13 protein-coding genes are annotated in these 18549 nt (G+C 40.9%); 9 read left to right on the top strand and 4 right to left on the bottom strand.

Features of this window, described 5'->3' with window-relative positions; all coding sequences use genetic code 11:
- The first annotated feature begins 196 nt into the window (after positions 1–196).
- The gene (locus tag M23134_RS38550) at positions 197–2854 is read left to right on the top strand and encodes a penicillin acylase family protein (protein ID WP_002699273.1); all 2658 of its coding nucleotides are present in this window, start codon (positions 197–199) and stop codon (positions 2852–2854) included.
- A gap of 238 nt (positions 2855–3092) precedes the next feature.
- Here M23134_RS38550 and M23134_RS20210 read toward each other — a convergent pair whose 3' ends face one another.
- Positions 3093–3503: an OmpA family protein gene (locus M23134_RS20210; RefSeq protein ID WP_045113965.1), complete on the bottom strand. Its 411-nt coding sequence runs from the start codon at positions 3501–3503 to the stop codon at positions 3093–3095.
- 385 nt (positions 3504–3888) lie between these two features.
- On the opposite strand from M23134_RS20210, the gene M23134_RS20215 reads away from it, so the two are divergent.
- From M23134_RS20215 to M23134_RS20230, 4 genes are all read left to right on the top strand, one after another.
- Positions 3889–4914 carry a hypothetical protein gene (locus M23134_RS20215; protein ID WP_002699276.1) on the top strand — a complete coding sequence of 342 codons (1026 nt, stop codon included), beginning with the start codon at positions 3889–3891 and terminating at the stop codon, positions 4912–4914.
- A 415-nt stretch (positions 4915–5329) separates the two neighbouring features.
- A complete protein-coding gene (locus M23134_RS20220) occupies positions 5330–6565 on the top strand; it encodes a M16 family metallopeptidase (RefSeq protein ID WP_002699277.1) in 1236 nt (411 codons plus the stop codon).
- A gap of 114 nt (positions 6566–6679) precedes the next feature.
- A complete protein-coding gene (locus M23134_RS20225) occupies positions 6680–7321 on the top strand; it encodes an O-methyltransferase (protein ID WP_002699278.1) in 642 nt (213 codons plus the stop codon).
- Positions 7322–7466: 145 nt separating this feature from the next.
- The gene (locus M23134_RS20230) at positions 7467–9434 is read left to right on the top strand and encodes a LysM peptidoglycan-binding domain-containing protein (RefSeq protein WP_002699279.1); all 1968 of its coding nucleotides are present in this window, start codon (positions 7467–7469) and stop codon (positions 9432–9434) included.
- A gap of 956 nt (positions 9435–10390) precedes the next feature.
- On the opposite strand, the gene M23134_RS20235 is transcribed toward M23134_RS20230, so the two are convergent.
- The gene (locus tag M23134_RS20235) at positions 10391–11116 is read right to left on the bottom strand and encodes a tRNA1(Val) (adenine(37)-N6)-methyltransferase (RefSeq protein WP_002699280.1); all 726 of its coding nucleotides are present in this window, start codon (positions 11114–11116) and stop codon (positions 10391–10393) included.
- 59 nt (positions 11117–11175) lie between these two features.
- Between M23134_RS20235 and M23134_RS20240 the strand changes: the two genes are divergently transcribed.
- Both M23134_RS20240 and M23134_RS20245 read left to right on the top strand, forming a co-directional pair.
- Positions 11176–11508, top strand: a complete 333-nt coding sequence (locus M23134_RS20240) for an MGMT family protein (RefSeq protein WP_002699281.1) — start codon at positions 11176–11178, stop codon at positions 11506–11508.
- 128 nt (positions 11509–11636) lie between these two features.
- A complete protein-coding gene (locus tag M23134_RS20245; RefSeq protein WP_002699282.1) occupies positions 11637–12056 on the top strand; it encodes a hypothetical protein in 420 nt (139 codons plus the stop codon).
- Positions 12057–12178: 122 nt separating this feature from the next.
- On the opposite strand, the gene M23134_RS20250 is transcribed toward M23134_RS20245, so the two are convergent.
- On the bottom strand, positions 12179–12616 hold the full coding sequence (locus M23134_RS20250) for a VOC family protein (protein WP_002699284.1): 438 nt from the start codon (positions 12614–12616) through the stop codon (positions 12179–12181).
- Positions 12617–12891: 275 nt separating this feature from the next.
- On the opposite strand from M23134_RS20250, the gene M23134_RS20255 reads away from it, so the two are divergent.
- Entirely contained in the window at positions 12892–13608 is a 717-nt protein-coding gene (locus tag M23134_RS20255; protein WP_082226620.1) for a PepSY-like domain-containing protein, read from the top strand.
- An 85-nt stretch (positions 13609–13693) separates the two neighbouring features.
- Here the strand turns inward: M23134_RS20255 and M23134_RS20260 are convergent, their stop codons facing one another.
- A complete protein-coding gene (locus M23134_RS20260; protein ID WP_053337337.1) occupies positions 13694–16468 on the bottom strand; it encodes a WD40/YVTN/BNR-like repeat-containing protein in 2775 nt (924 codons plus the stop codon).
- Between the two features lie 421 nt (positions 16469–16889).
- Here M23134_RS20260 and M23134_RS20265 point away from each other — a divergent pair, with 421 nt between their 5' ends.
- Entirely contained in the window at positions 16890–18416 is a 1527-nt protein-coding gene (locus M23134_RS20265) for a hypothetical protein (protein ID WP_002699294.1), read from the top strand.
- Positions 18417–18549 lie beyond the last annotated feature (133 nt).

The raw sequence follows: 18549 nt of genomic DNA on the forward strand, positions 1-18549 counted from the left end.
CTATTTATAAAGAGATTAAAGCCAGGGGAAATTCCTGGCTTTTTTTGTATGCGAAAGCATCAATTGCCCAACGGTTAGATTATTTACAAATAAATCCGTAGATTTCATCCTTCAAAAAAACAATGATAAGGCAGGAGGTGCATAACCTTCTGATGATCAGCTAATACCCAAAACTAAACAGCTAAAACGAATAAATATGAAATGGTTTGTCAGAAGCCTGTTAATTATTTTAATTCTTGTAATGTTAGTCGTAGGAGGAGTATATTTCTTTCTGCAATCTACTAAACCCAAATATACAGGTAAAATTACCCTTGAAGGGTTGAAAAAAACTGCCAAAATTCACTATGACAAGCATGGGGTACCTCATATAGGTGCCGATAATATGGAAGATGCCTATTTTGCTTTGGGCTATGCCCATGCTCAAGACCGTCTCTTTCAGATGGATTTGATGAAACGCATAGGGAGTGGACGTTTGTCGGAGTTTTTTGGCAAAAAGACCATTGAAACGGATCGTTTGATGCGTGCTTTGGGTATTTCCGAAAATGCTAAAGCCTCGGCAGCAGAGTTTAGAAAAAATCCAGATACACCCCATTACAAGGCTACTATGGCATACATTGCGGGAGTAAATCAATTTATAAAGAAAGGAAAGGCACCAGCAGAGTATACCATTTTGGGGGTAGAACGAGAAGAGTTGACCCTGGAGCATGTTTACCATATACTGGGCTATATGGGCTTTAGCTTTGCTACCGGACACCGTACTGACCCTTTGCTGACTGAGTTAAACAAAAAACTGGGAGCAAAGTACTTGAAAGACCTAAGAATAAACACTGCTGACGACTCCTTGAAAATTCCTACTTATAACCCTTCAGGCAACGACAGTTTACCCAATGTAAACACGGGAGGCATAGCTTCAGCCATTCATGACATTGTACAGCAAATGCCTGTAGCTACCTGGTTTGGAAGCAATAGCTGGGTAGTAAGTGGCAAACTTACCCAAAGCGGCAAAGTATTGCTTGCCAATGACACCCACATCAAGTATGCCCAGCCTTCGGTGTGGTTTGAGGCACATATAGAATACCCTGGCTTTAGTTTTTACGGCAACCACCTGGCAGGTATTCCCTTTGGGATAGTAGGGCACACCCGCAACCATGCCTGGGGGCTTACAATGCTTGAAAATGATGACATTGACTTTTACACCGAAAAACTCAACCCCCAGAATAGCAACCAGGTATGGGCAACCAATAAGTGGGAAAGCCTGAAAATACGTTATGAGGTGATTAAGGTAAAGGGAGGAGATAATATACGAATCAGGGTAAAAACAAGCCGTCACGGACCTATTATTAACGATGTGCTGCTCAACAAAGCAGAAAAAGAAGCAGTAGCCACAGTGAAGCCAAAAAAGGAAAAGAAAAAGGGAGAGGAGAAAGATAAAAAAGCGAAAAAGACAAAGCTCAAGGCGCCTAAACTGAAAATAGGCAAAAAGAAGAAAGACAAAGACAAAAAAGAAGACAAGCAAGAAGACAAAACTGATACTACTGCCCAGTCAACAAAAGCTACCAGACCAGCGCCTCGTTATGAGACACCTATATCGGTATACTGGACATTTACTAAGTTTAAAAATAAGTCGTTGGAAGGTTTGTTTAACCTAAGCCATAGTAAAAGTATGCGTGAGGTAGAGCGTGCGGTATCTACGATTCACGCGCCAGGGCTCAACCTTATGTATGGCGACAAACAAGGGAATATTGCCTGGTGGGCGGTGGCCAAGTTGATTAAACGCCGTGATAGCCTCAATTCCAAGTTTTTTATGGATGGTGCCAGCGGCAAAGACGAACCGTTGGGCTTTTATAAGTTTGAAGAAAACCCCCGTTCAATCAATCCGCCCAGTGGCTTTGTGTTTTCGGCAAATAACCAACCCGAAAAAATGTCTGATGGCGTCTACTATCCAGGGTATTACGTGCCCGACCATCGTGCCAAACGTATCAAGAGCTGGCTTACCAGAACCCAACGTTGGAATATGAGCAAAATGCAGGTAATGATTACTGATGGTATTTCGGCGGCTTACCCTCATATAAGCCGTGAGTTTGCTCAAGTACTGGAAAAAGATGTAGTACTGAAGACCAGCGCCAAAAAACAAGAAAGATACCAGGAAGCAATTGCCCAATTGAAAGGCTGGAAAGGCGAACATACCTTAGAGAGTGTAGCCCCTACTATTTATTATAAAATGTTGTCGCACGTGTTGTACAAAACACTGAAGGACGAAATGGGGACTACTAACTTTAATACTTTTATGGGTTTGTTTGTAATGAGGCGAACGATTCCTTACCTGATGCAAAATAAAAATTCGCTTTGGTGGGACAATGCCACCACATTGACCAGCAAAGAAACTAGGGCAGATATTTTTAGAGAAGCATTTGTGCAAACAATGAATGAGTTGGAGCAGCAATTAGGTAAAAAGGTGGACAAATGGCATTGGAAAAAAATGCATACTCTAGAGCACAAACATCCTTTGGGTAAGGGTGGGTTTCCTTTAAACAGAATGTTTGATGTAGGGCCTTATGCTGTCATGGGAGGGTTAGAGGTCATCAACAACCAAGCCTTTAAACTTGACCACACCGCCAAAGCAATGAAAGTGAAAAGTGGCCCAGCCATGCGTTTGATTGTAGACTTTGGCAACATAGACAAATCTGTGAGCATGTTACCTACGGGACAGTCGGGCAATTTTATGAGTCCTTATTACAGTGACCAAACCGAGTTGTTTAACTCTGGGCGTTTCCGCGAAACGCCTATGATTTCCCGCGACTCTATCCAAAAAATGCGTAGGCGCAAAGTATTGGTATTAAAACCCCGAAAATAATTTTGAAGGGATTAAATGATATTAGCCTTGTTTTCACCAGAGAAAACAAGGCTTTTTTTGTGGGTGTTTAAACCCCTTTTTGGTGCTGCTCCAAACATTTTCTTGTACTTGGTATTACCAATACTCCAGAATGATTTTAGTCAAGGTTGATTGCTGATTAACTTTGTTGAGCACCGGTATACATTGGTATCTAAGTACTTGCGACTTGTCGTTTGAAGCTTGCCCCTGTGGTATTGTATTACATATTCAAAGGAGAAAAAAGTAAGTCTACCCGACGATTTCTGATCCGTCCATTGTGCGAATCATTGGTATACATTGGGTTGTCTTGTCCAAAGTCTTTAATCAACACCTTCCCTTTTTTTATCTGATGTTCAATCAATTGCTTGAGTACTGCATTACTCCGCATTTTCGACAACCATTCGTTGTATTCTTTGCCTCCAATATTATCGGTATGACTGGTAATACTGATTTGGTATTTACTCAAGTCTTTGATTTGCTTAATCACTTTTACAATGTTTCTCTTTTGTTTGGCATCTATATAATAGCTTCCTCCACCAAAATAAATACTTACGCGTATTGCTTTATGTTTTTGGGCAAAAGCAAAGCCGTTAATGAGTAATAATAATGACAATAGTGCGCGTGTTTTCATGGCAACATATGTTTGGGTTTGGATAAAAGGTGTGGAGTACTATAAATTTACAAATTAGGTGGGTAATATTTGGGTGTTAATAATTTTTTAACAATTATATTTGGTTTGAGTGATAATAAGCTAAAGGTGTTCAGGTACTTTTTAGTAACCTCTTAACAAAGGGTGAATTGCGCCTGTTTATTTAGCACTTGAAAGGTAACAGTATAATAAGGCTAAAAATCGCGTAAAGCACTAGTGGAGCTGAGCTTTAACGAGTTTCTTAAGGGCGAACTTGTATTTGGGGCTTAGTTTGGCTTCCTGTAATTACAATTAATTACAGAGTTAAATTATTATTTGAACTGCTGATGTTTTATTTTTGGCTGTGATGTAATCTAATCCCTTAGGTATGAAACAAAAAATACAGTTATTTTACTACCTTTTGTTAATTATTGGAGTGGGCTTTTCTGCTTGTAAAGGTAAAAAAAACCGCCATGATGACAAATACAATGATGATAACCAACCTTTTGCTGTCTTGACTTTTGACACCCTGAAACACGAGCCACTTGATGGGATGAATATTACTCGGTTTGTAGTAGATACCAACAATACCCGCCGTGGAAGCTGGGGAGTAATGGTACGCTTGAACTTTGATTTTCAAGATTCTACATCATTTGAAAAACTGCGTCAACAAGGATACGATGGTTACCTTGTAGATATGTACGTGGTGCCCGAAGGCAAACCAGCTGGGCAACAGTTCAATGATTTATTGAAAGAAAAGTTTTTGAAATCATTTTTAAAAGAAGGCAATCGTGAAGTAAAGTATATCTCAGAGGCGACCGCTTTTAAATTCAAGCACAAGTATGCTTTCAGAGAGTTTGGCTTACCTGCCGGCAGGCATAACCTTTCATTTAAAATTGCATTTTTGCCTGTAAAGTTTAAGCCCGATGAACAACTCTCTAAGTTTGTACGCATAGCCAAGCTGGGTAAAAACCCCGATTTTGTGTTCGATGGTAGATTTAAATGCACTACTCCGCCCCTTAAAAAAGTAAGGGTGAGAGTAGCCGATATAGAATTTGACAAAAAAAAGGGCAAAGCCGGAGAGTCTGACTTTACCTTATTAAAAATAGGCAGCGGTTATCCTGACCTCTACTGGAAGGTGTTTGTGGGGCGTGACCCTGTATTTAGATCGCAAAGAGACAAAAACAGTTTGAGGTATAAAGGTGACCATACCTCTAAGCCATTTTATTGTACCGAAAAAGACCGTTTGACTTTTGCGGTGTACGATCACGATATAAGCATTTTTAACCGAGATGATTTATTATTGCGCAAACGTGGCAAGCTAAGAGATTTTAGTCAAGACATTGGCCATGCGGACGTGCTTTCGTCAAGAAAAATAAAAACCGCCAAGGTTGCAATTGAAGTGTTGAAATAGTCTGCCTCTATAGCGAGAAGCAACAACAAGTCGCAAGTCCTTAGATACCGATGAATATCGGTGTTGCGCCCTGTTTAACTCCGTTGAGCTCATTACAGCAAGTTGCTCTGATGAATCGGGGGTTCGGTTCACAGGCAACTAATAAACTTGTAGTGAATTCATTTTCAGTAGATTATAAAATTTTAGCTAGAAGCCCCTATTTAACTGTGTTGAGTTCACCACAAAAAGCTGCCTCGATGATTGGGATTTAGAAATAGATTTGGTTCATAGGTAGCCCAATAAACTCATAAGTTTTCGCATTTTCAAATGCTTATAAGAACGCACAAAAACTGGATTGAATAAAAAGCACTCAACGATGAACAGGCCACCGTTGATTAAAATAGCCGATTAAGCAAGGCTAAAGAAAAAAGAAAAGATGGATACGCAGTGTAAAATACATACCCTGGACAATGGGATCAGAATTGTTCATCGTGAAGTAGGACATACCAAGGTAGCACATTGTGGTTTTGTGCTTGATATAGGCAGCCGCGACGAAAAACCACATCAATTAGGTATTGCCCATTTTTGGGAGCATATGGCTTTCAAGGGCACCAATAAACGCAAAGCCTACCATATTATTAACCGTTTGGAGGCAGTAGGAGGGGAGTTGAACGCTTACACTACCAAAGAGCAAATTTGTTTTTATGCATCATTGTTAGACAAACACTACGAAAAGGCAGTAGAGTTATTGGCAGACATTACATTTGATTCTATTTTTCCAGAGAATCAAATAGAGCGGGAACGCAATGTGATTTTGGAAGAAATGGCCATGTACCGCGATTCGCCCGAAGACGCACTCCAGGACGAGTTTGACGCAGTCGTATTTAGAAATCACCCTTTGGGGTATAATATTTTGGGTACTTCTGAGAGTGTAGGTTCGTTTCACAGACAAGACTTTCAAGCGTTTATTCAAGAAAATATTGATACTAGCCGAATTGTATTTTCGTCGGTGGGTAACCTGCCTTTTGGCAAAGTGTTAAAGATTGTGTCTAAATACCTTGACAAGGTTCCAGCCGCATCGTCTAAGCCTTGTCGTCAGTCTTTTGAGAGTTATCACCCTCACCAAATAAAGCTCACCCACACTGCGCAACAAGCCTATTGTGCATTGGGCAGACCCACTTATCATCGGTCGCACTCAAAGAAGCTGCCTTTTTTTATGCTCAACAATATTTTAGGAGGACCAGGCATGAACTCTCGCCTTAACCTGAGCTTGCGCGAAAAACACGGTTGGGTATATTCTGTCGAGTCTAACTACCACCCTTTTTCTGACACGGGCTTGTTTGCTATTTATTTTGCTACCGAGCGCAAACATTTCGAGCGGAGCATAGCATTGGTAATGAAACAATTAAAGTTGTTGAAAGTACAGGCTTTGGGTAAAATGCAGCTACACAGCGCCAAAGAACAGTTATTTGGGCAGCTTGCCATGGCAGAAGAAAATAATTTGAACTTTATGCTCATGATGGGTAAGAGTATATTGGACAGCAGCGAAGTAGAAAGTCTGGAGGTGATTTTTGAAAATATAAGGAAGATTACCGCAAGTGACCTCATGGAGGTGGCCAATGAAATGTTAAACGAAGACGATTTAAGTATTTTCAGGTATTTGCCCGGGTAGTATTCATCGATTGACAAGTTTTAAACAAGCCGCAAGTTCTTGGGTACCGATACTACAAGTATATAAAAAAACAAAGAAGCACTCATTTCGATTTAGAAAAAAAAATACACCTATATGGACTTTATAGACGAAAAAATTAATAGTTATGCCGAAGCCCACAGTCAACCTGAAAGTGATTTGTTGGCGCGCCTCTCCCGCGAAACTTATACCAAAGTTTTGGCACCCCGTATGCTATCCGGGCATTTACAAGGTAGAGTTTTATCCATGTTTTCTAAAATGATCCGGCCAAAGAGCATATTAGAAATAGGTACTTACACAGGATACTCGGCAATATGCCTTGCCGAAGGCCTGGCTCCTGAGGGGAAATTGTACACAATTGATATCAACGAAGAGCTTGAGGACATGGCAAAACGTTATTTTGATGAAGCAGGAATCCTCTCACAGGTGGACTACAGAGCGGGAAATGCCCTGGACATTATTCCTACCATTGAAGCTACTTTTGACTTGGTTTTTATCGATGCTGACAAAATAAATTACCCACAGTATTTTGATCAAATAATTGGCAAAGTAAGTAAAAATGGCTTGATCATCGCCGATAATGTGCTTTGGAGCGGTAAAGTGCTCAACGAAAGTAGCAATCTTGATAAGGATACATTAGCAATTGTTGATTTTAATAAAAAAGTACATGAAGACGATCGCGTAGAAAACGTACTTTTTCCTTTGAGGGATGGTTTGATGGTTCTTAGAAAAAAATAGTATTGTAACTTTTTATTAATATTTACGTAGTCCTATTTGCTTATGACCACAATTTTTGACTTATTGATAATGACAAAAAACAAAAATGACTAAACACTTTATTCCAGCCACATATTCTTCGGGTGTTTGTGAATATTAACGGTTTATGAAAAAAATATTATTACACCACAAAACTTACATCTGTATTTTTATGTGGGTGTTGCTTGCAATACCCCCAACCTTTGGAGCATACAGAGCAGTAGAAGTACCCCAAAAACTAAAGATAGGGAATCTTAAATTAATTATTACCAAAGGAGCACGCCGCCAGATTCAAACCAGAATTTATAAGTTGTTGAGGAGTTCACAAAATTTTAGTGAAAACCTTGCCCGTTTGAAATCTTACGCACCCATGATGGAAGACATTCTCAAAGAGGAAAATCTTCCGACTGATTTCAAATATTTGCCTTTGCTGAAAAGTAGCTTGATGGCCAATGCGCTTAACTCGCACGAAGGCGCCGGATTTTGGTTACTAAAAGAAGACCTGGCAAAAAAAGTAGGGCTCAAAGTCAACGACAAAGTAGACGAACGCTTGAATATCGTAGCTTCTACTCGTGGAGCTGCCCGTTTTCTACACAAAAATAACTTGTATTTCAAGAACTGGATTTATACCATTCTTACCCTTCACATGGGACTTGATAATACTAAAGATTTTATCAAAGAAAACTACAATCAACGCGAAATAATAGGGGTACAAGAGCTCTACATAGAAGAGCGAACCCACTCTTTTATCAAAAAGTTTTTGGCTTATAAAATAGCATTTGAGGAAAAAATGCTCCTCGACACCAGTGTACCATTGCCTTTAATGCCTTACCAGGTGTCAGGCAAAACCCTTGCTCAGGTGGCGCGTAAGTTCAAGGTATCTGTTGACTTGCTCAAAGAATATAACCTGTGGTTAAAGAAAAAACGCATTCCCAAAGACAAGGCCTATGATGTGCTCATTCCACTGGATAAAAAGCCAACGCCTGTTGTGACAAGTAAAATTGTGATCAATAGCATTGAGCCACCCCCTGCAACCCCCAATACTCAAGAACAGGAGTTGAAGCAAGACAAGCGTCTGGAGCCAGAGTTTCATAACCGGGCTAAAAACAAGCCTATGGTTGTAACTCCGCCTTTGCCCCAGCCCAAAATTGTGATTCAAAGCATCAAAGATGACCGGAAGAAATACCCGAACATTGTAGATGTGGTAGAGAAAAAACCGGAAAAAAATGAGCCTAATAAGGAATCAACGATTACCAACAATATACAAGTAGTCAGTAATCGGGAAGATGAAAACCCTATGCCCAAAATTAAGGTAAAACCATCTACCACCATTCAAATAACCGAAGTTCGTCCTCAAGCAGTAGAACGCCCTCATTATACTAATAACACAAATAATACTACTGTAGAAAAAACCGTAGAAAAATATGACCCGTTGCCTCCTCCGGTAAATAACAACGACTATAACAGCAGCAGCACAGACAAGTTTTTCCCAGAAGGAATCAAGCCCCGCCGCAACGACCTGTTTATTAGTCCCAATACGCCCCAGTCGGGCATACATGTAGTAGCACAAGGGCAAACTGTATTTGATGTAGCTCGTCGCTATGACATAAGTGTCAGTGATCTGCGCAAATGGAACTACATCAACAATGATGTGTATGCTGGGCAAAAACTGGTAGTTTCGCCGCCAAAACCTACCAAAGCCACTATAGAAAACAGTACAGCAGTCAATGAAAGAAAGTTTACTCCTGTAGAGCGCAACACACCTAAGTTTAACCGTAGCAGGTTTGTCACCACCAAAACCCGCACCTATGTACACGTAGTGATCAGAGGGCAGTCGCTGACAAGCATAGCCGAGGCGTACGGTGTAAGCGTTGTTGACATCAAAGCTTGGAACAAGCTACATTCTAACGTGATTCATATGGGACAAAAAATTGTGATTTTCAAAGTCATTCGTTTGTTGCAACACTCGTCTCCCATTACCAAAGGACAATTTTTTCGTGAGCATAAACAAACTCCTTTGCGCGACCGGTTAATACACCAACAGTCTAAAAACTTGCGCAAAGTGATGGCTCAACCTTATAGTCCTGGCGAATAATTATTTTGTGCCTAACAAAAGCTTTTAAAACGTATCATGTACTGAGTCCCTGTTCATAACACCGAACAGGGATTTTCTTTTGGTAAAGGGCCTTGTGCTACAAGCAGCTAAGAATTTTACAACACACTGCTTTTTAACAATTTATAAAATTCGTAAATGGAAGCCTCTACAGCCTCAAGATTTTAGCAACAAGCTGCAAGTTTGAGGCTGCTCTATAAGCAACTTTACGATTTGTAACACATTGATTTTTAATGATTTATAAAATAGGTAGATGAAAGTTTATTTAGCGTCTTTTGAATGCGGGTGCTTATTCAAACTGGTCATTGGCTCTTATCTGAATGCTCTTGCCTAACAAAATTATAAACACTGAAAAATAAGTGATTTATCAACTAAAAGCCATCATCAAACTTGTCCCCTCCTCTTGGTCTTAAGCGCAGCTGACCAAGAGAGCGGGTAACGATAGCGAAGCACTTGGTCGGCTGTGTTAAGACCACTAAAAGTGAGTTTGTATGGGTTTTCAATCAGACTCGGTATTACAAGCAGTTACGAATTTTAAAGCCTGTTACTTTTTAACGGTTTATAAAACTCGTAAATGGAAATTTCGTGAGCGCATTTTGAATACAACTGATTAATTTAAAGAATTGTATAAGAGAAGTTAGTATTCAAATGACTATCGACTGTTGTCTGAATGCTCTTGCCTAACAAAATTATAAATACTGAAAAATAAGTGATTTATCAACTTGTTAATTGCTAGTAGAGAGTCCCTGGAACCTAGTGCATCAGGCACTAAGTTACTTACATATTATTTGGCGACTTTTGCCCCCTGACTTCCTCGTAAAAAAGTTAGATAGCTATGGCTATCCGCCATTTTAACGACTCTTCAGAAAACAAAATTCATCCAAATTAATAAGCAACTTATTTAATCTCTAATGCACTAGCCCCAAGTCCCCAGAACCTTATAAATATAAATAATAAGCTTTTAATAACTGTACAAACTCAGGGGTGTATTCATTCTGTTCGTTTCGAATAAATAATTCATTTTCAGATACTGGCTCATTTGGGAGAGCCTTTCGGCTAAAATAGCAAATCCTTCTGAAGTTACGCTTTTGAGGGTGATTGTGTATCTGCAATTGTTCAAACACCTGCAAGCCATAGTCTCCAGCCTTGGTAGTAAACACCTCCATTTGATACATGGGCAGCAGTACCGCAAGTGTGCCATCAGGAGCAAGTAACTTGTCTATTGCTATCAGCAAATCATTAAAAGATAAAGCCTCACTATGCAACGCCCTGTTTTGGCTTAAATTTTGGGTTTTGAGGTGGTTTTCAAAAAACGGTGGGTTAGTCATAATGAGTCCATATTGTGCAGGATGTTTCTGGGCAAAGTGCTGAATAGCCTGGTGGTGTACCTCTATACGAGTAGCCCAGGGACTAGCCTCAATATTTGCTTTGGCTTGGTTATAAGCTGCTTCGTCTATTTCTACCGCTGTAATGTCAAGGTTGCTGGTTCGTTGGGCAAGCATAAGGCTAAGCAGTCCAGTACCAGTACCTATGTCGAGCACTTGTTGTGTATGGGGGGCAGGTTGAACAGATGCCCCAAAAATACACGAGTCGGTACATACCTTCATGGCGGTATTGCCCTGTTCTATCTTAAATTGTTTGAATTGAAAGTAGTTGTTGGCCATTATACGCTACTTATGGTAAAAATAGTAAATTGCAATTTATATCTAACCAACTGAATTTTATGGACAAGACCAATTTTTTTAAAGACGTATACGAGGTAGTGAAACTGATTCCTGAAGGCAGAGCCACCAGTTATGGAGCCATTGCCGAGTATTTGGGTACCAAGGGCAAAGCGCGCATGGTAGGTTGGGCAATGAACAACGCTCATACCGAAACAGATGTACCAGCACATAGGGTAGTAAACCGTGAAGGAATGCTTACGGGCAAACATCACTTTGGCGGCGATACAATGCAAACCCGTCTCGAAGCTGAAGGAATTGTAGTAGAAAACGATAAAATCAAAGATTTTAAGGCTAAAGTATTTTGGAACCCAATGACTGAACTGGAGATTTAGGTAGAAGAAACGCAGGTAATAAAAAAAATATAGGGAATATCTGCCAAATATATTCTTACAAATGTAACTTTTGTACTAAAAAGTTAGTAGAAGGATTAGTATATATCCATTATCCTATATAAACCACCATGAAGTCAAAATTTAGAATATTAGGCATAGCCAGTTTAATTGCATTGTTTTTCGTTCTGGGCATTATTTTTACTCCTTATCTATTGGCTATTCCTCCCACTCAACAAGGTCTGTATGTTTTCTTTTTTTTGTTAATTATCACCTACTTAGCATACAATCTCTTCAAAAACCTCAACAAAGTAGACATTAACAACGAGGTGATTTCGTTCAATAATGTTTTTCTTAAAACTGAACAAGCTTATCGCTTCAGCGAATTAGACGGCTTTATCACCCAAACAAAACTTACCAATGGCAATGTATCTGACGTGATTTATTTGATTAAACACGATCAGGAAGTGCAAAAAATCCCTTCTTTTTACTATGCCAATTATCAGGAAATTAAGCGTTACCTCAAAGCCAGGTTACAATACTTGGGCTAATCATTATGAGTCATACACTGGTGTCCTCAAAAGTAAAAGGCAGTTAAACAAAATATACAATTTGTGCGAAGTTCTTATTGGGCTTCGCACTTTTAGTTTTAGTACCTTTTAGGCCAAAGGATTTACTTGGCAAAAAGCTGAGAAATATTTTTAAAAGCCTTAAACTCCAGTGCATTGCCTTCTACATCGAGAAAAAACATAGTGGCCTGCTCGCCTATTTTTCCTTGAAAGCGGATGTAAGGTTCTATGACAAACTCAATATTTTTTGTTTTCAAATCTTCAGCAAGTTTTTCCCAATCGTTCCAACTAAGCACCACCCCAAAGTGAGGGATGGGCACCTCGTGTCCATCTACAGGGTTGGCTACGGGTTTGTGGCTGATCTCAGCTACTGGTTTTTGGTGAATGACCAGTTGGTGTCCAAAAAAGTTGAAATCTACCCAATGTTCATCGCTTCTGCCTTCTTTGCAGCCCAACACTTCACCATAAAATTGACGACTCTTTGCCAGGTCAGCTACTGGTATTGCCAAATGAAAAGGGGGAGTTTGAGAGGTGTTTGTCATAAAATTATCAATTTTTGAGTAGGTACAAAGTTACAGTTTTTTTCCATTCCTTGGTACACTTTTCGTTTTTGCTATGCTTACCTTACTGATAAAAGTGTATAGTATAATATTGTTGATTTTCAGTGTTTTAAAAGCTAAGTTGGTGCTTATTTTATAAAAAATACTGCTTGCCTGGTAGTACAACTTGCCAAAGAAGTGCTTTCTTAAAGTAAACCGCCACCTGAGTTTAAAACTAATAAAGTGGCACAGTGTATTTGAATAAAATCATCAAAAGAATGAAAAAACTATTGACAGGAATTGTTTGTACAATGGCAATGTGTGTTTTTACTGCTTGCCAACAACAAGAAACCGTAAATCCTGGCATTACTACTGGCTCAGTAGAAAGCATTGCTGCCACAGACTTACCAGTACTGGTACTCAATGCCGCTCATCAGGATTTTGGCGGGCAGCGCATTACCGAAGCAGTCAAAATGACTGGAACCGAAGGCAGTGTGGTGTATGGAGTAACCGTAGAAAGCCACGATGCTGGCAATTATAGCGAAGACGGAGGAAAGTGTAATGGTATAGAACTAACTGCTTTACCCCAAACAATGAGTGATTATATCGCCACTCACTATGCCGGAGCCAATGTGGTAAAGGCGGCTCAAATGACCACCCCTGATGGTACCACAAAGATTATGGTACGTTTGGATACGCGTAAAGCGCTGACTTTTGATGCATCGGGTAATTTTTTAGAAGAAAAAGCAGCACAAAAAAAAGGTAAGAAAGGCAAAAAAGGATGTGAAATGAGCAAAGAAAGCATAGCTGCCACTGACTTGCCCCAACCGGCTCAAGACTACATAGCCGCCAACTATGCCGACCAGGTTAGTGCTGAGGCATACAAACTTACCAAAAAAGAAGGAGCCTCTTTGTTTGCCGTAGCATTTGCCCACCAATTAGAAGTAGTCTTTGCGGTAGATGGCACCTTTTTGAAAGAACGAACCCATCAATAACCAATATTTTTTATTGCTTAACTTTTAGTTGTTCAAAGCCTTCATACAGAAGGCTTTTTTTCAAATATGCCAATACAACAAGTGCCTACTTAACCAAAAACATTCGTTTGGTGCGCTTCTTACCATTGACCTTAAGCTCATAAAAATATACCCCGTTTACTACTGGGCGATTTCTACCCGTTTCACCATTCCAAACTACGGTTTGATTTCCTGCACTTTGCACTGCATCTACCAAAACATTGATTTTTTTGCCCTGTTGGTCAAACACAGTCAACGTTACTTTAGACTCATTGTCTAGCCTGTACCCAATAGTGGTAAGCGTTCGGAAAGGATTAGGGAAGTTTTGTTCCAGGGCAAAGCCATCGGTAGAAGCCACCCCATAAGGATTGGCATAACGGGTACTAAATATGCCTCTGCCGTGTGTAGCCACTACAGCCAGGCCATCTTGTAACCTTGCCTGTATCATATTTACCACTGCATTACCTATAGTAGTTTTACCTTGCTGTTCCCAGGTAATAGCGGCTCCGTTGATATTGTCAGTAGCAAATAGCCCCACACTTGTACCTGCCAGGTATTGGGTAATATTGTTAGCCAACGGTAAAATACTGACCCACCTTATCGAAGGACCATTCCCTGTACCATCTGTATTTTCTTCCAGGTTGCCACCAATAGCCACCCAACTGGTACCACCATCAATGCTGCGATACAGGCTTTGAATGTTGTAATTAGAAAACACCACTATCAATTCTTGGGCGTTTAAGGGGTTGGTGGCTATGCAGTTGATGTAGCCCGCAGGGAAGTTGCTACCTGTAAGCTCGGTACGTTGTCGTTGGTTGTTGCTGGCGTTGGTCATTTTATACAACTTTCCAGTGGCAGTACCATAATAAAGGGTGTTTTTATTGACCTCTGACAAACTCAAAGCAGTGATGTAATCATCAGGGTTGGGCAAACGGTCTATGTTTTGCCAATTGGTAGAAGGCGGATCATTACTGCCTAGTGTGATCTCAGCAGTATTGCCATTGTACCACAAGGTATCAGCTGCTGGCAAATACATTTCAAACTGGTTGTTGGGGCTTATAATGAAAGGGTTGATAAATGCATAACCCCTCCCTGCCGAAGGATCTATTCGGGCAAAACCCTGATACTCCCCCTGGTTGTTATAAGCCAAACGATAGATTTGCCCATTTTGTGCCGACACATACACCGATTGAGCACCTACTGCACAATAAGAGCCATCGCCCCCCAGCAATGCTGTCCAGGGGGTGGTTACATCTGTTGTATTGGTATTATAACTGCCATTGTCTTGCATACCGCCTACAATGTACTCTGCCTGAGGGTCTATGGCTACCGAATAAAACTGAGTAGTAAAGTACCCTTGGTTAAAACTTATCCATTCTACTGCATTTGCTATGTTGTTGTTGGTGAGGTAAACACCCCCATCGGTAGCCGATAGCATTTTGTTAGGGTTAGAGGGGTAAAATACCACCTTGTGTACGTCGGGATGGTGCCCAGGATAAAAACCAAATCCTCCACTTGGGTCATAGCCACCTATCCAGCTGGCAGCGGGTGTAGTAAACCCGTTTGTTGAACGATAAAGGTTGGTACCACCAATAAACATTATATTGGAGTTGTCTGGTTTAATATCAATGAGCATATTAAACGATTCTTGTGAGTTATAATCGCCCTGATTGCCTCCTAAGCGGGGAACATTGCCCGACAGATTTGTCCATTGCCCACCCAGCCCCGAGCCATCGCCTGCCAGGTAAGTATACTTCCATAAACTATAAGGGAACCCTTGAGTAGGCGTGTTGCTCAAAAAATAGACAGTGTTTTCGTCAGTAGGCGAAATAGCCATCACGGTGCGGTCGTGTATAGTTGGAAAACCCACTGGAGTAATGTTGACCCAGTTAGAGCCATCTGTCGAACGATAAAAACCACTGACAGTACCTACCGGGCTTCCCAAAGAAGTATTGCTTAAGGCCGCAAACACGACTCCTTTAGGCGATACAGCCACATCGGTATACCTTGCCACAAAGTTGGTGTCATACCCTAGTGTTTTGGTCCAGCTATTGCCTCCATCGGTAGACTTGGCAATGGTACCAAAAACCGCCGCGTATACTTCATCCTGGGTGGTGTTAGATGTGTCGATGCCCAGGTTCCATACATATTCAAAGGCATTGTCGTATACCTGTGGGGTGAGGTTGGTGGTAGCGGCAAGTGGGTTCCAGCTATTGCCTCCATCGGTGGACTTAAAAATACCGTTGCCTCTGTACAAGGCACCTCCTCCTCCGGCGGCTGTGTTGCCCCTGAGTTCGCCCGTACCATAATACCAGGTATTGGTTTTGCCAGCACGGGTATCTTGTACTATCGCAGTGACACTTTGCACCTCTGTTTCGCCATTGGTTTTGCGCCAACTTGCTCCGCTGTTTTCACTGCGCCACATTCCCCCTGATGTTCCTCCGGCTATAATTACGCTTTCGTTGCTCACATCTATTGCAAGGGCACGGGTACGCCCTCCTATGTTAAAAGGTCCTCGTTGTACCCATTGTTGCTCGGTGGTACGTTGCCTGACTGTATTTTGTGATATACTTTGGGCAAACCTGAGCTCTTTATGCCTTATATTGGCAGGCACTTGTTGGGTACGTGGGTCAGCCAGGCGGGCAAGTTCATACGCATAGCGCCCTTTCAGGTTTTCCTTGATATCATTGACCGCCCCTATTGTAGGCAGGTCAAGCCTGGAAGGTGTTTTTTTTGTGATAATTTTTGGCAGATCTTTTTTTAAAGCAAAATCTTTTAACAAAAAAATAGTCGAACAGGTTATAATAGTCCAAACAAGCCAAAGTTTTAAGTTTTGTGTCATAGTGAATTAACCTTTTAGGAATGGTTGAAAAATAAGTTACCTATCTGGTGGTAGGAATTTCTTTCTGAGCTGAGGCACTTTTTGCAGGCATAGCCTTAGCTATGACGAAAAAAGTAACGAAATATCAGGAAGAAAGACCATCTCCAGAAGGAAAAGTTATTTTTTGTCCATTCCTTAGAAAAAAAAAGTGTAAACGTACAGCAAATGAAAGATGATTAATTTCAAGCAAATATTCAAAGCTAATTATCATGCTGTAACTACAGCGCTTGTAAAAAGCTTTTAATTTATAATTTAATTTAATTAAATTACAACTATGTAGCGGTTGAAAAACAAGTTACACATACAAAATATACATTTACTAAGTCAAACCACTGTTTTGTCTATTACAACAGAATCAATTCCTTTAAAAAAAACAATCTGAATGAGCCGTAAAAAATTTACCCAAAAAGATACAATTTCTATACTGACACTGGGCGAGCTAAAAAAAGCTGGCTATGAACCTATATCTATCAAAGAGGAACTTCGCTACAATCTTGTGCAAAAACTTCAGCAAAAAGAGCCTGTATTCAATGGAATTTGGGGGTATGAAGAAACTGTGATACCTGATATGGAGCGTGCCATTCTCTCTCGACACCACATCAACTTGTTAGGGTTGCGTGGGCAAGCCAAAACCCGCATGGCACGTATGATGGTAAACCTGTTGGACGAGTATGTTCCAGTAGTGGCGGGGTCTGAGCTAAACGATGACCCAATGCAACCATTGTCAAAAAATGCCCGTGACCTGATTGCCGAGCACGGCGATGGTACCCCTGTGTCGTGGTTACACCGTGGTCAGCGTTATACCGAAAAACTAGCTACTCCTGATGTGTCGGTAGCCGACCTTATTGGTGATGTTGACCCTATTAAAGCAGCCAGCCTCAAACTACCTTACTCCGACGAGCGCGTCATTCACTATGGTTTGATACCCCGCTCGCATCGTTGCATTTTTGTGATCAACGAGCTACCCGATCTTCAGGCACGTATTCAAGTAGCACTTTTTAATATATTGCAGGAAGGCGATATTCAGATTAGAGGGTTTAATGTGCGTTTGCCGCTTGATATTCAGTTTATTTTTACCGCAAACCCCGAAGATTACACCAATCGGGGCAGCATTGTTACTCCGCTCAAAGACCGGATCGACAGCCAAATTATTACACACTACCCTAACTCTATAGAAATAGGGCGTAAGATTACTCAACAAGAGGCAAAGCTTGCCCCAGCTCAGCAAGAAACGGTAGAAGTAAATGATGTGCTCCAGAACATGATAGAGCAATTGGCCATAGAAGCGCGTCAAAACGAGTATGTAGATATTAAAAGTGGAGTGTCAGCCCGTTTGACTATCTCGGCTTACGAAAACCTGGTAAGTGCGGCAGAGTTAAGGGCACTTACCAATGGCGAAACGCATACTCAGGCGCGCCTGAGCGATTTATGGGGAGTGATTCCGGCAATTACCGGCAAGGTAGAGCTGGTGTATGAAGGAGAGCAGGAGGGACCTTTGATTGTAGCGCAAAACCTGATTGGTAAAACGGTAAGAGCCATGTTTTTGACTTTTTTCCCTGATCCGGAAAAGATGAAAAAACAAAAAGATAAAAACCCTTACAAACCAGTGACTGATTGGTTTGGCAACGGCAATACCATAGATTTGTTGAATGACCTGAGCCATGCCGATTATAAAGATACTTTGCTAAAGGTAGCCGGACTGGAAGATTTGGTAGAAGAGTACCACGCCCGCGAAACTTACGAACTTAAATTGTTTTTGATGGAGTTTGCCCTACACGGGTTGGCAGAGTATTCTATGCTGAGCAAAAATACCCTCAGCCGTGGCTTACAGTTCAAAGACTTGCTCAGTAGCATGTTTAATCCCTCTAGTTTTTCTTTTGATGAAGAAGACGAAGAAGAAGATTATTAAGCTTTGTTGATTTTAGTGGATTACAGAATGTATAAAGCCCATTTGAAAAGGCAGGGTAGTTATTATACCCTGCCTTGCAAATGGGCTTTTTTATTACGCTTGGGGTAAACTACCCAATGTCGATTGAAGCGGC

This window comes from Microscilla marina ATCC 23134 (assembly GCF_000169175.1).
Taxonomy (GTDB): Bacteria; Bacteroidota; Bacteroidia; order Cytophagales; family Microscillaceae; genus Microscilla; species Microscilla marina.